Genomic DNA, 13,938 nt, shown 5'->3' on the forward strand with positions numbered 1-13,938 from the left:
AGTTACGATATCATTCTTTTTTATATAAAAGATAAGCGGCTTTTTCAAATAAGTAGTTATGACGATATGATTTAAGTTGATTTGCTAGCGGAAAAAGAGAGTGTTCGAAATAACATAATCGATGCAATGATTGCGATGATCCCATTGATAAAGAACGAAACTTCAGCGCCAAATAATTGCCATAACCAGCCTGTTAGCAATGAAGCAGGAAATAGGCCAATCCCCGTTATCATAGCATAAAAACCAAGAGCAGTTCCTTTACTTTCCGGGTTTGCTAAATCAGCAACCAGAGCCTTTTCAACCCCTTTGGTAAAAGCTGAATATAGCCCATAAAGCATAAATAAAATAATGAGGCCGATCGTTGTATTTACTTCTGCAAAACCTATATATACAATTCCATATAGCCCATATCCGGCGGTTAACAGAATTCTTCGACCGAACCGATCGGACAACACGCCAGAGACATAAGAGAAAGAAGACGCAACAAGATGGAAGAGAAGATATAGCAGTAAAACATTTGCAGTTGAAATACCTAAATCTGCGGCTCTTAGTAAAAGGAATGAATTCGATGAATTTACAATAGTGAACAGAAATACAATAACCATTAATTTTTTGACGTTCGGATTTAACCGCTTCCAATCAAGCTTCGGTTTTGCCGCAGCTGGAAGGTCCTTTTTTTCAGGTTCATTCTTCTTTTCCTTAATTCCCCATAACAGTACCCAACCAATAATTACAGGAATGAGAGAGTAGAGAAATACATCTTTAAGGTCCTGTTCTCCATTTACTCGTAAGATCAAATAAGCAGCTCCGATCCCGATTGAAGCACCTAACATATCCATCATTTGATGGAAACCAAATGCTCTTCCTTGCTTTTTCTTACCGCCGGACTCCGAAATAAGCGCATCCCGCGGTGCCGTTCGAATTCCTTTCCCCGTACGATCTATAAGCTTCCAGATAAAAACACCGATCCAGGAGCTTGATATAAGCAGCAATACTCTTCCTACACCGGATAAGCCATACCCTACGATAGCAAGACCTTTTCTATTCTTCAGACGATCCGAACGCCGGCCGGAGAATAATTTTAAAATACTGGCTAAGCTCTCCGATAATCCATCAATCATTCCAATGATAAAAGGTCCGGACGAGGCAAGCAGAATGGGGATTAATGGAGTTACCATATACGTCCCCATATCGGTAAAAAAGCTAACAAGCCCTAGTATCCAGATGTTTGTCATTTCTACCTCCAATAAAGTAATGTTTTTCAAAATTTGAAAATACGTACTTAAACTTCCTTTTAAATTATAATGCCAATAATTGTATGAAAATAATGAGTATTATTTATGTTAGAAATAAAGGAGGCTTATGTATTTTTCCAACCGATGCTAGTCTGAAGATATACGAACAAAAAGAACACAGTTAATGGGCTCGAGTACGAATAACATTAGAAATTGTGCTTTCATTTATGGGTAATTTTAACTTAGGAGGTTAAGACTAGTTAAAGCTGTTATCGTTCTTTCCATGGAGGTAAAATGGCACATTTCATTCAAAACTTAATGGACCAATATGGATATTATGTCTTAGCGGTTTCCCTTATGCTTGAACTGCTGGCGTTACCTCTGCCGGGGGAAGTCCTTATGACTTATGCAGGACTGATGATTTATCAAGGGCATTTCAATTGGATCATGAGTATTCTGACAGCGGCTTTAGGGGCATCTATTGGAATGACGCTTTCCTATTGGATCGGATTTAAACTTGGGATCCCATTTTTTGAAAAGTATGGTTCTAAAATTCATTTAGGGCCAGACAAGCTTAAGAAAACTTCGCAATGGTTTGAACGTTACGGAAACAAACTTTTAATCATCGCTTACTTCATTCCTGGAATTAGGCATTTTACAGGGTATTTTTCAGGAGTTACACGGATGACATATCGCACCTATATGATTTATGCATATTTAGGGTCTTTGATATGGACAAGTACGTTTATTTCTTTGGGAAAAGTACTCGGTCCTAAGTGGGAGCAGTTTCATCGGGCGATTACAAAGTATTTACTTATCGCGGGAATTATCGCCGTTGTGGTCCTTGTTACTGTTTACGTATTAAAAAGATATAGGAGTTACTTAAACGATGCCACAATAAATGGATTGAATTCAGTGATCAAAGCTTTTGGCTCAACCGGAAAAGTCAAATTTTTAATTCTTACGGCCTTTGGTGTATTTCTTACCTTTTTTATCATTATGTGGGGGTTAGTTCAAGACTTATTAGCGAATGAATTCATTGAGTTTGATATGATCACCTCTTTTATTATACATGCCATTTTCAATGAAACCTGGACCGTTTGGATGAATCGATTTGCGTACTTGGCATCCATGCAAGTACTCCTAGGTACAGCTGCGCTTGCATGTATCTGGATAGCCTTCAGAGGATATGACCGAGCACTCGAATTATGGTTCCTATTCATTGGATTGATTGGCGGTGAACTGTGGGACGAGGGATTACGACGGCTGTTTCACCGAACCGGGCCTAAAAACTTGATCGGCACTTTTCCGAGTGAACAAACGCTAATAACTGTTATTTTCTTAGGACTTGCAGTGTATCTGTTAGTTCGCCACGTTAATTTGGCATGGCTTCGGACCGCAGCTATTATTCTTGTACTTACGGTTTCTTTTTTCGTTGGTATCAGCCGTATTTATTTTGAGATACAGTATCCAAGCGATGTCGTAGCAGGTTATGTATTTGGCGGTGTTTGGCTCAGTTTAATCGTTGTACTTCTTGAAATTTTCCGTTGGCTAAGAAGCAATAGAATGAGCCTGCAGTCGTAACTAAGCGGTGGAATAAAAAGGAAGGAATTGATTGAGAACTGTCGAAATTACCATTGAAGATTATAACTACCAAGTAGGTGGTGAATATATTGGATGAGTCTGTTTTAGATTTTTATGATGATCTAGCGGAGGATTATCATCTTATTTTCGTTGACTGGTATCATGCGATTTCTTGGCAAGGTGAGGTTTTAAGCAAATTTATTCATTCAAAACTCGCGAGTGGAAGCAAAGAGGGTGCCTCGCTTTTAGACTGTTCCTGTGGTATCGGTACACAAGCAATAGGGTTGGCTAATCACGGATTTCTAGTAACGGGTACTGATATAAGTCCACTATCCATAGAAAGAGCGGCAAAAGAGGCGGAATCGTTCGGGGTAGAGATAAACTTTGGGGTAGCTGATTTTCGTTCATTAGAAAAAGATGTTTCCGGAGTTTTTGATGTCGTTCTTTCCGCAGATAATGCAATCCCGCACCTTCTGACCGATGAAGATTTACATCTGGCTGTAAGCAGCATGTATTCAAAAGTTAAAAATGAGGGCATTCTTATCATTACTATAAGAGATTATGATGCGCTGGTAAAAGAAAAGCCGAGAGCTACAGAGCCACGCATTTTCGAGAACGGCAAACGAATTGTATTTCAGGTTTGGGATTGGTCAGATGACGCGAAAATCTATCAGATAAACCATTTTTTACTACAAGAAATTCATGGGCAATGGATAACAAAACATAACAGAACGAGATACAGAGCTATAGTAAGAGAAGAATTTGATCATTTTTTAAGTAAAGCTGGGTTCACGGATATCGAATGGTCTATGCCATCGGAATCAGGTTACTACCAGCCCATTGTAACAGCGCGGAAAAAGTGTAGTTTAAGCTAAAGAGTACTCTTGATATTGCCGGATTCTCAAGCAAAAATAGTTCCGGCGGTTACACCCACTCACAGTGTAAATATTTCGGAATGCGAAAGAACCGCATGATCGCGATCCACAGGAGTCGGCTTTCGTGCGGTCTTGTTGTGTTCATAAATAAGGAGGACCATCCGATGAAGCTCTGCACATTGTACTGAACCGATTGAAAACTATTTGCCGGGTAGTAGGATGCTGCGCCAGCCGCTTACATCACATTGGCCTTCATTATTGCGACCCACAGCCACCACCGTGCCGTCCGATTTAAGCCCGACGGTATGAGCACAACCCGCCGCAACCGCCACCACATCGCACCAGTCACTTGTATTGCATTGGCCATGCTCATTCCAACCCACTGCCACTACCGTGCCGTCCGATTTAAGTCCGGTGGTATGATTACTACCCGCCGCTATCGCCACTATATCGCGCCAGCCGCTTACATCGCATTGGTCACGCTTATTCCAACCCACAGCCACTACCGTACCATCCGTTTTAAGACCGACGGTATGAAGGTAGCCCGCCGCAACCGCTCTCATATTACGCCAACCACTTATATTGCATTGGCCATAACGATTATTACCTGCAGTCGTCACCGTGCCGTCCGATTTTAGCCCAACGGTATGCCAGTCACCCGCCGTAACCGCCACCATATCACGCCAGCCGCTTACCTCGCATTGGCCTTCATTATTGCGACCCACAGCCACCACCGTGCCATCCGATTTTAGCCCGACGGTTCGACGCCAACCCGCTGCAACCGATACCATATCGCGCCAGCCGCTTACATCGCATTGGTCATGCTTATTCCAACCCACAGCCGCCACCGTGCCGTCCGATTTAAGACCGATTGTATGAGAATTACCCGTATGAGCATTCCCCGCTGCAACCGCCACCATACCACGCCAGCCGCTTACATCACATTGGCCATATTTATTATCACCCGCAGCCACCACTGTGCCGTCCGATTTAAGTCCGATAGTTTGACGATAACCCGCCGCAATGGCGGCCAGTGCGCCGACCTGCGAGTTGTATGCTTTTGGCTCAACGGTTTCCATAATCGATCCCCCCTAATTCATAATTTTATAGATAGTATTGCAGAACCTTCGTGAATTTTCAACGATTCAAAAATTAAACGAACCCATGCATGATTTATCATTCGTTCGTTTTCGATGTCACAAATCAGAGGCTTACGTTGTTATATGAGCAAAACGATAAGGAGCTGAGGAAAGATGAACGATTTGACTTGTGTAATCATCGGAGGCGGCCACGTTGGGCTTCATTCGCTCAAAGCAATTAAGGAAGAGACCCGGGGCATAGCGAACGGACGGCAGATCCGGTTTGTTCTGATCGACAAGCAGCCCGGTCATGTGCGCAAAATGCTGTTGTTCCGGCCAGCCGTGAGCCAAGAAGAGATTATGATTCCATGGACGAACTACTCGTTCTCTGAAGGTGTCGAATTCGTACAAGGTAAGGTTACGTCCGTGGATAGCGGGGGAAAACAGATTCGTTATGAGGATGCGCAAGGAAATCATGCCCAAATGCCGTTTGACCTTTTGGTCGTGGCGGTCGGCAGCATCGCTCGGCAGCTGGAACCCGATCGGGGCGGCATCGCCTTGACCGATCCGCAAGCCGCGGTAAACATCCGGGAGCGCTGGCACACTAACCTGCGGAAAGCTGTCGGTGAGACGGACCCTGAGGAACGAAAGCGACTGATGACGATTGCGGTTGTGGGAGCGGGCATCAGCGGAGTAGAAACTTCCGCCGAGCTGGCGCTTGAGATGCAGAAGGAAGCATCGTCGCTAGGACTGAACCCGTCCGACATCTCTGTCTATTTGCTGAGCGGACAAAAACGCTTATTCCTTGAAGGGCCGGAAAAAATAGGCAAGAAATTGGATCTGTTTCTCGGCGAATACGGCGTAAAAGTACTTTACAATCGAAAGGTGATGCAGGCGGAAGCAGGAGCGGTGAAGCTCAGTAATGGCGATTGTCTTCCGGTTGGCCTATGTATATGGACAATTGGTCTGATCCCTAATCCTGCCCTACGAAGTATGGGCTTGCCGCTTACTCCCGAAGGTCAAGTGCTGGTGGACGAATGCTACCGAGTCAAAGGGGCGCCGGGCGTATACAGCATCGGAGACTGTGCGAGAATCGTCGATCCGAGAAACGGAAAGACCGATTTGATGAGGGCCGGAGAAGGCGCGCTGCAGGCAGATAGACTGGGGGAAATCGTCATGGCCGATCTGGAGGGCCGCCCCGCGCCTGTTCACACATCCGCCAGCTCGATACTGGATTTCTTCTGCATCGGCTTGGGGGAGAATCGCGGATTTGTATGGGGACGCAAATGGGGACTGAATATTATCATCACGGGAAAGCTGGGGTGGAAAATCAGGCAGCTGGCATGGGATAAAGGCAGTATGCTACGATAGCAGCTAGATACCAATATCAACATCAGGAAAAGGTGAGATGACGGATGGAGGAACTGTACGATCAATATAGAGCGCTGCTGTTCACGCTGGCATATCAGTTGACAGGCTCAGCTGCCGACGCGGAAGATGCTGTGCAGGACGTGTTTGTTAAGGCGTGCGACGTACATCCCGAACGTCTGGAGGAACCGAAGGCGTATTTGTGCAAAATGGTGACCAATCGCTGCCTCAATCTGCAGAAGTCGGCGCGGAAGAAGAGGGAAATGTACGTGGGCCCTTGGCTCCCCGAACCAATTAGGACGTCTGAGGAGGAGACGATCGAAACGAAGGTCGTCCGACGCGATTTGCTGTCGTATGCCATGCTAGTACTATTGGAGCGGCTGACGCCGACAGAGCGGACGGTTTTCGTCCTGCGTGAGGCGCTGGGCTTCGATTATCCCGAAATCGCGGAACTGCTCGGCAAGCAAGAGGCGAACTGCCGCAAGCTGTTGAGCCGGGCAAGAAGCAAAATGGGCATATCCGAGGGCGAGCCGGTTGCGGCCGAAGAAGTCGAATTGGAATGGGTGAGCCGGTTCCTCACCTCCCTCGAGCAAGGGAACGTCGAACATGTGATGTCATTGTTGACTGAAGACGTCATGTTCATCGCCGACGGAGGCGGGAAAGCAATCGCGTTTAGGCATCCGGTACAAACGAGCGATCACGTGGCCCAAGTCCTGCTCGATGGGATCCACAGCCTAAGATCCAATTTTCAGGGTGATTTTCACTTCGAGTTCGTCCCTTTGAATGGGGAGACCAGTATCGTAATCCGGTCGAAGGACGAAACCGTGGCCGTTTTATTCATGCAGCTCCGACGCGGAAAGATTGCCAGAATGTATGCCGTTCGAAACCCGGATAAGCTTGCACGGCTTTAGGTAATCGACTGAAGATTTTTCATAAACTCGTTGGCAGCGGCGAGCTCGCTCTTCTATGAGGAGATCGAGAAGCTATTATAAGAGCAGCCTCTTCCGCAGACAGCATTATGGCGGAAGGGGCTTTTCCTTTGTCCGGAAAAGCCCCAAAATGAAGAAATGCCGGCTATGGCCGGCATTTCTTTAGTTACCCACTGGCTACAAGGCTTCGACCTTGCTTAAAGGCTTTTTCGCAGGTCCATCGATGACCTCGCCCTTATAGGAGAATCTGGAGCCATGGCACGGGCAGTCCCATGTTCTGTCGCCGTTGTTCCACTCCACCTCGCAGCCCATATGGGTGCATGTCGTATCCACGATATAGAGCTCACCGTGCTCGTCCCTGTAGGCTCCCGCCCGCCTACCGTTCACTCTTACCACGCCGCCCTCGTCTCGGTTCAGCTCGTCCGGATGCAGCTTATCGGACATATCGAGCTTACCGGCTATCAAATGTTTAGCGACATCCGCGTTTTCCACAATGAATGTTTTAAGACTCGGGTCCACATAAAATCTGGACGGCGTGAACAGCTCCTGATATGGACTGTGTTCACCGGTTATCGTTTTGACATTTAATAAAGCCGCCGCTACGCTGCTGGTCATACCCCATTTCTTGTAGCCTGTGGCAATCAAGATATTAGGAGTATCCGCGGTCGCTGGCCCGATATAAGGAAGCTTATCCAATGTAATCAAGTCCTGTGCCGACCACCGGTAGCAAATTTCCTTGAGTCCGAACGTTTCTTCACCGAACAGTTGCAAGGCCTCATAATGCTTGATGGTGCAGATGCCTTGCCCTGTCTTGTGGCTTTCCCCCCCGATAAGAATCATCGGCTCCCCGTCAATCGTCACCGAGCGGAGTGAACGCTTGGGCTCTTCGGCGCTTAAGTACATGCCTCCGGGAAAAGGTTTATCCGTCCGCACACCCAGCACGTAAGATCTGCTGGCATGCAATCTTGCAAAATACAATCCTCCTCCTCCAAAAGGAAAATGGGAGCACGATACAACAAAACGGCAGGTAACCTTATGACCCTCAAGGGTAGTAACCGTGGCCGGATCACCTTCCTCGACTGCTGCAGCTGTCGTATGTTCATAAATTTGTCCGCCCTGAGCGGTAAATTGCTCAACCAATTTCGTTAAAAAAGGAATCGGGTTGAACCGCGCCTGATTCTTCATCACGACAGCGGCTTTAGTCTCAAAAGGCAGCGGCGTCCGTTCCAGATACGCGCCTGGGATACCTAAGGTTCCATAGGCTCTAACTTCATTTTCAATCCTTTGCACATAGTCATCGGAAGCCGTATAAATATAAGCATCCTCTTCCGCAAAATCACATGAAATTTGATGCTCCTTGATGGTTTGTTTAATCCAACGCAAGGCATCGTCGTTCGCTTCGTAATAGAGCCTAGCCTTTTCCTCGCCAAAGTGAGAAATGAACTCATCATATATCAGGTCATGCTGGGCCGTAATTTTGGCAGTTGTATGCCCGGTGGTTCCGTTAAGGATTTGTCCGGCCTCTAACAATGCGACCTTAAGCCCTTGCTTGGAGAGCATGTAAGCCGTAACGATACCGGATATGCCTCCTCCGACGATCGCCGTGTCTACGGATATGTCTTGGGTTAGCTTAGAAAAGCTAGGAATACGGGAAGAAGCTAACCAGTAGGATTCAGGATATTGCGGGAGACCGGTTGAAGATTCATGCGGTAGTGTCATTTGGTATCTTCCCCTTAATGGTATTTTTTTCATAATATTAATCAATGGAGCGGTTTTTATACTTTATCTGAATAAGCTTCTAAATAAGCTCACATAGTTACATTCAAAAAAGGCGGCTGCATGCATCCGCCGGCAAACGTACCGTCATTTCATTTTCTCAAGGGGGACATGAACAGATAAATCGGAAGAGACACGTATACGTTGTAGTCATGATACGTCCCGGCAGCAAGCAGATCATAGATATCATGGCGGTTGAACGAAGTTTAGGGAAATCGTTTCAATAGGCCAAAATCAGGGTAAGCAAAGGAAGGAAGCTTGATTGAGAGATCAGGCTTTTTTTATTTTGGGTTACAAATGGAATTTCGTGGAATATCAGGTAACGTTCTACGATTTCCTGCCGTCTAAGTAATGAAATCGAAATGAAGCCGATAGGTGAGGAGGAAGTAAGGATGAATAGAGAAATGAAGGTCGATATCGCCGTTATCGGCGGAGGAGTTGGCGGCTGCGCGGCAGCATTGGCAGCATGCGGTATGGGACACACCGTCTACATGGCCGAAGCTTGCGATTGGATAGGCGGTCAGTTGACGAGCCAGGCGGTTCCGCCGGACGAGCATCCATGGATAGAGCAGTTCGGCTGCACGCGCAGTTATCGCAAATTTAGAGATCATGTGCGCAGCTACTACCGACATTATTATCCGTTGTCCGATGCCGGCCGCTCTTCCGTTTACCTGAATCCCGGCAATGGAGGGGTAAGCAGACTATGCGCGGAGCCTAGAGCCATGCTCGCTGTTCTTCAGCTGATGCTGGCTCCGTACGTCAATAGCGGAAAGCTGATCATCCAAACACGTACAAAGGCGGTCAAAGCCGAAGTTGAAAGAGATTCGGTGCGGGCAGTCACGGTGCAGGATGCTTGCGGGGATAAGACGACGATTCACGCCCGATATTTCCTTGATGCAACGGAGTGCGGGGATCTGCTTCCTCTGACCGGTGTGGAGTATGTGACCGGTGCCGAGTCCAAGCGAGATACGAAGGAGCCCCACGCTTTGGACGGACCGGCCAATCCTCTCGACATTCAAGCTTTCACCTATTGCTTCGCAATGGATTACTTCGAAGGTGAGGATCACACGATTGACAAGCCGAAGGATTACGAATTCTGGAGATCCTTTCAACCTCCGATATGGCCGAATCCGCTGCTGAATTGGGTATCTCCCGATCCGAGGACACTCGAACCAACGGAAGAGGCTTTATTTCCCGGAACGGACAAATATCCTTTATTTCTCTACCGGCGGATCATTGATAAAAGCAATTTTACAGAAGGAACCTACTCGTCGGACATTTCGCTCGTGAATTGGGCACAGAACGATTACTTCCTAGGCAACATCTATGATGTGCCGGACCACGAATCGCACAAGCACCTGCGGCAGGCGAAACAATTAAGCTATTCGCTGTTGTATTGGCTTCAAACCGAAGCGCCCCGCCCGGACGGGAAAGCAGGCTATCCCGGATTGCGATTGCGGCCGGATGTTGTGGGCACCGAGGACGGCATGGCCCAAGCGCCTTATATACGCGAATCGCGTAGGATCAAAGCGGAGTTTACGGTACTTGAGCAGCACGTCAGCGCTGCCCTAAGAGGCGAGGAGGGGGCGGAGAGCTTTGCCGATTCAGTCGGGATAGGCTGCTATCGAATCGATTTGCATCCGAGTATGAGCGGGCGCACGTTCCTGGACATCTCGTCGGTGCCGTTCCAAATCCCGCTAGGCAGTCTAATCCCAAGAAGAATGAACAATCTTCTTGCCGCATGCAAAAACATCGGAACTACCCATATTACGAACGGCTGCTTCCGGCTACACCCGGTCGAGTGGAATATCGGGGAATCCGCAGGCTACACGGCTGCGTTTTGTCTTGCCAAAGATTACACTCCGCGTGAAGTTCGCGCTGACAAGAATAAGCTGACGGACTTGCAAAAGCTGCTGAAGGAGCACGGGATCGAGCTTTCATGGCCTAAAGTCGGTCCGGTGTAAAATTCTGTTTGCTCGTGTTTAATAAACATAAAGCAGCAGCGGTTTAAGACAAGTTGCTGCTTTGACGTGTTGAGTGCTGAATCGGTTACAACGCTTCGAATCGAATAGCGTGCTTCGCCGCTTCGGATGCTGCAAGGGAGAGCAGCGATGCCGGTCATGCCGAAGCGGATGCTGCAGTATTTGCTGTTTATTAATGCATGGACAACCTTCGCCTAAATATGGCGGAGGTTGTTTTTATGAGAGCTTTTAGTTTGACGACCGAACTCTGGCCATTTGTATCCGGAACCACCGCTGGATTGTTGCTGCTGCCGATAAGCGTAACGAAACTTGTTGATGTTGTGCTTTACGGGCGAGGCAAGGAGAAAAATCATAGATCGATTGGGTGCCGCGTGATTGTGCGAAATATTTTATAGGCAAAGTAGTAAATTTAAAATATTACCTTGACAGTCACAGTAATGTGTCGTATCATGCAGTTGTGGGAGTGATTACATGATAGAGAACAAAATCACATCCGACCTTCTTCACGGACATACGGATACGATAATTTAAGGCACTTATCCGAAGCTGACCGCTACGGCTACGAGATTGTCAAGCTGATTGCCGAGCGTTCAGACGGCGAGTACGAATTAATGGAAGCCACGATGTATTCGAGCGTACGGAGGCTTGAGGCTGACGGAGATATCGAGTCGCATTGGGGCGATGAATCACAAGGCGGAAGGCGCAAATATTTATGAATTACCGAGGAGGGCAAGGAAGGAAACTTACGATCGCAACAAGAGCATTTGGGAGTACGCCAAGCGTGTGCTAGACAACTTATTATAAAGGAGACTTGATGTTATGAATGAGAAATTGACGAACTATCTGAATGGGGTTTTTGCGCCATACGACGGAGTGAAGAGCGTTACCGAATTAAAGGCGGACCTGCTCTCCGATTTGCAGGAGCGGTACCAAGAACTGAAAGCCGAGGGCATGGATGATGACACTGCGTTTAAGAAGACGATTGATAGCATTGGACAAATCTCTCTCGTTCGCTGGAGCGGCAGGTGCTGACCAATCTCAGCGCGAGTAATCTAGCAAAGAGCGATTTTGCAGGCGTTATCGCGCATAAAGGAAAATTTACATCAAGTGCGCTGCAGGGATCCGACTTTGCAGGGGCCGACTTGACAGGCAGCACATTTGCGAGCAGCAATGTGCGTGAAGCTAATTTTGACAATGCAAATCTGACGGACTGCATCCTAACTACAATTGACCTTGCGGATTCGAGCTTCAATAGATCCATTCTCGTACGTACCGACTTTAGCAAGTCGGGGTTGGCCGGTACAAAATTTAAAGATGTAAAGCTGACCGATGTCAAGTTAACTATGACCGACCTTAGACAAACGATCTTTGAAAACTGTATGTTTGACGGCGTTGACTTTCATTCCTCCGATCTGCGTGGTATATGTCTTGACGGGCAAACCTTTAACGGCGTTAAGTTTACCAAGGCGGCATTGAACGAAGTTTCGTTCAGGGGAGCCACACTCAAGAATGTGTCTTTCCATTCTGGCTTTGCTTTGACCAATAAGTATTACCGTGCTATCAAAACCATCTGTTTTGACGGCGCGATGATAGATAAGCTGACCTATGCCGCCCTTAAAGGCATTGGTGCCGATTTGTCAAAAGTAACGGTTATCTGAGGGAGGGGAAGAACATGCAAAACAAGTCGAAGATTACAACTGGATCGAGGAGCAGCGGTTTCTCTGAAACAGGGCTGCGCAGAATGCGCGACGTGCTGGCACGTCATGTCGAGTCCGGGAAGATTCCTGGGCTCGTCGCTCTGGTCAGCCGGTACGGTGAGACGCACGTCGAAGCGATCGGCACGATGCGCCATGACGGTGGCGCGCCGACGCGCCGGGACACGATCTTCCGGATGGCCTCGACGTCCAAGCCGGTAGCGGTGGCGGCGGCGATGGTCCTGCTCGATGAGTGCAGGCTGCGGCTAGATGACCTGGTAGAGACGTGGCTGCCGGAACTTGCCGACCGGCGAGTTCTGAAGCGGATCGACGGCCCGCTGGACGACACCGTGCCGGCGCGGCGGCCGATCACCGTACGGGATCTGTTGACCTCCACGTTCGGGCTCGGCATGGATATGACGTCGCTCGGCACTCCGATCATGGGCGCGATCTTCGAGCAGGGGCTCACGCCCGATCTACCGGAGCCGATGCCCGAGCCGGACGAGTGGATGCGCCGCTTAGGAGCCCTTCCTTTGATGCATCAGCCTGGAGAGCGCTGGCAGTACCACATCAGCAACGATCTACTCGGCGTGCTTGTCTCCAGGGTCACGGGCCAGCCGTTTGGGACGTTTCTGCGCGAACGCATCTTCGCCCCCCTAGGCATGAAGGACACCGGTTTCCATGTGCCCGCCGACAAGATCGACCGGCTGCCGCCCCTTTATGCCCCCGACCCGCAGACTGGAGAGTTCATCGTGTGGGACGAGGCCAAAGGGGGACGCCACAGCCAGCCTCCGGCGTTCCAGGGAGGCGGTGGCGGGCTGGTCTCTACCGTTGATGACTACCACGCCTACTTCCGGATGCTGCTGAATCACGGAATGCACGGGAGCGAACGGATCTTGTCCCGGCCAGCCGTCGAGCTGATGACCACCAACCGCCTCACGCCCGAGCAACAAGACGCCCGAAACGCCATGGCCGCCAACAATGTCCATGTGTCATTTGGCCAAGGGCAGCACGGCGGCTGGGGGATGGGAATGGCGGTGCGCACCTACCGCGGTGACTACGCGTCCATCGGCCAGTTCGGCTGGGATGGCGGAAGCGGCACCTCGACCTACGCCGACCCGGACAACCAGCTCACCGGAATCCTGCTTACCCAGGTCGGGATGTCCACCCCGGATTCAGCGAGGCTTATCCACGATTTCTGGACCACGGTCTACCAGGCAATCGAAGACTGATTTTTGATACGGCTCACCGCGCTGTCTGTAACGGCAAGTTTTAGGGCTATCCTTTAGGGGTGGCCTTTTCTTATTAGATGCGCTCTATTCAACTATCGTGTCCCAAACTGGCTACATCCCAATGGATTCGTTTAATAATCTTTGGGGAAGTATCTTATAAAATTGAAATAATTAATATAAAAAT

Annotated in this window: 9 protein-coding genes and 2 pseudogenes; 8 read left to right on the plus strand and 3 right to left on the minus strand. The window is 48.6% G+C overall.

All coding sequences use genetic code 11. From position 1 onward, the window contains the following. Positions 1-71: 71 nt before the first annotated feature. Complete coding sequence (locus ACFQ88_RS19660) at positions 72-1,235, minus strand: MFS transporter (protein WP_379455827.1); 1,164 nt, start codon at positions 1,233-1,235, stop codon at positions 72-74. A gap of 294 nt (positions 1,236-1,529) precedes the next feature. Here ACFQ88_RS19660 and ACFQ88_RS19665 point away from each other — a divergent pair, with 294 nt between their 5' ends. Together ACFQ88_RS19665 and ACFQ88_RS19670 are read left to right on the plus strand one after the other, a co-directional pair. Beyond that, entirely contained in the window at positions 1,530-2,819 is a 1,290-nt protein-coding gene (locus tag ACFQ88_RS19665) for a bifunctional DedA family/phosphatase PAP2 family protein (RefSeq protein ID WP_379455829.1), read from the plus strand. A gap of 89 nt (positions 2,820-2,908) precedes the next feature. Further along, the gene (locus ACFQ88_RS19670) at positions 2,909-3,694 is read left to right on the plus strand and encodes a class I SAM-dependent methyltransferase (RefSeq protein WP_379455831.1); all 786 of its coding nucleotides are present in this window, start codon (positions 2,909-2,911) and stop codon (positions 3,692-3,694) included. A gap of 200 nt (positions 3,695-3,894) precedes the next feature. Here ACFQ88_RS19670 and ACFQ88_RS19675 read toward each other — a convergent pair whose 3' ends face one another. Then, a complete protein-coding gene (locus ACFQ88_RS19675) occupies positions 3,895-4,773 on the minus strand; it encodes an RCC1 domain-containing protein (protein ID WP_379455833.1) in 879 nt (292 codons plus the stop codon). A gap of 174 nt (positions 4,774-4,947) precedes the next feature. Between ACFQ88_RS19675 and ACFQ88_RS19680 the strand changes: the two genes are divergently transcribed. Together ACFQ88_RS19680 and sigJ are read left to right on the plus strand one after the other, a co-directional pair. Next, positions 4,948-6,144: an NAD(P)/FAD-dependent oxidoreductase gene (locus ACFQ88_RS19680; RefSeq protein ID WP_379455835.1), complete on the plus strand. Its 1,197-nt coding sequence runs from the start codon at positions 4,948-4,950 to the stop codon at positions 6,142-6,144. A 44-nt stretch (positions 6,145-6,188) separates the two neighbouring features. Beyond that, complete coding sequence (gene sigJ / locus ACFQ88_RS19685; protein WP_379455837.1) at positions 6,189-7,052, plus strand: RNA polymerase sigma factor SigJ; 864 nt, start codon at positions 6,189-6,191, stop codon at positions 7,050-7,052. 195 nt (positions 7,053-7,247) lie between these two features. Here the strand turns inward: sigJ and ACFQ88_RS19690 are convergent, their stop codons facing one another. Next, complete coding sequence (locus ACFQ88_RS19690; protein ID WP_379455839.1) at positions 7,248-8,789, minus strand: FAD-dependent oxidoreductase; 1,542 nt, start codon at positions 8,787-8,789, stop codon at positions 7,248-7,250. 449 nt (positions 8,790-9,238) lie between these two features. Here ACFQ88_RS19690 and ACFQ88_RS19695 point away from each other — a divergent pair, with 449 nt between their 5' ends. The 4 genes and pseudogenes from ACFQ88_RS19695 to ACFQ88_RS19710 all read left to right on the plus strand — a co-directional run bounded on the left by ACFQ88_RS19695 (position 9,239) and on the right by ACFQ88_RS19710 (position 13,754). After that, positions 9,239-10,810: an FAD-dependent oxidoreductase gene (locus ACFQ88_RS19695; protein ID WP_379455841.1), complete on the plus strand. Its 1,572-nt coding sequence runs from the start codon at positions 9,239-9,241 to the stop codon at positions 10,808-10,810. A 489-nt stretch (positions 10,811-11,299) separates the two neighbouring features. After that, positions 11,300-11,632: pseudogene (locus ACFQ88_RS19700) on the plus strand (PadR family transcriptional regulator). A gap of 15 nt (positions 11,633-11,647) precedes the next feature. Continuing rightward, positions 11,648-12,486 (plus strand): annotated as a pseudogene (locus ACFQ88_RS19705) (pentapeptide repeat-containing protein). A gap of 14 nt (positions 12,487-12,500) precedes the next feature. Further along, positions 12,501-13,754, plus strand: coding sequence for a serine hydrolase domain-containing protein (locus ACFQ88_RS19710; protein WP_239625187.1), 1,254 nt, complete (start codon positions 12,501-12,503; stop codon positions 13,752-13,754). Positions 13,755-13,938 lie beyond the last annotated feature (184 nt).

Source organism: Paenibacillus sp. NPDC056579 (assembly GCF_042793215.1).
Classification (GTDB): Bacteria; Bacillota; Bacilli; order Paenibacillales; family NBRC-103111; genus Paenibacillus_S.

Bases quoted from the DNA above. Each gene is read 5' to 3' on its own strand.
- ACFQ88_RS19660 (WP_379455827.1), bottom strand. From the start codon at position 1,235: ATGACAAACATCTGGATACTAGGGCTTGTTAGCTTTTTTACCGATATG.
- ACFQ88_RS19665 (WP_379455829.1), top strand. From the start codon at position 1,530: ATGGCACATTTCATTCAAAACTTAATGGACCAATATGGATATTATGTC.
- ACFQ88_RS19675 (WP_379455833.1), bottom strand. From the start codon at position 4,773: ATGGAAACCGTTGAGCCAAAAGCATACAACTCGCAGGTCGGCGCACTG.
- ACFQ88_RS19680 (WP_379455835.1), top strand. From the start codon at position 4,948: ATGAACGATTTGACTTGTGTAATCATCGGAGGCGGCCACGTTGGGCTT.
- sigJ (WP_379455837.1), top strand. From the start codon at position 6,189: ATGGAGGAACTGTACGATCAATATAGAGCGCTGCTGTTCACGCTGGCA.
- ACFQ88_RS19690 (WP_379455839.1), bottom strand. From the start codon at position 8,789: ATGACACTACCGCATGAATCTTCAACCGGTCTCCCGCAATATCCTGAA.
- ACFQ88_RS19695 (WP_379455841.1), top strand. From the start codon at position 9,239: ATGAATAGAGAAATGAAGGTCGATATCGCCGTTATCGGCGGAGGAGTT.
- ACFQ88_RS19710 (WP_239625187.1), top strand. From the start codon at position 12,501: ATGCAAAACAAGTCGAAGATTACAACTGGATCGAGGAGCAGCGGTTTC.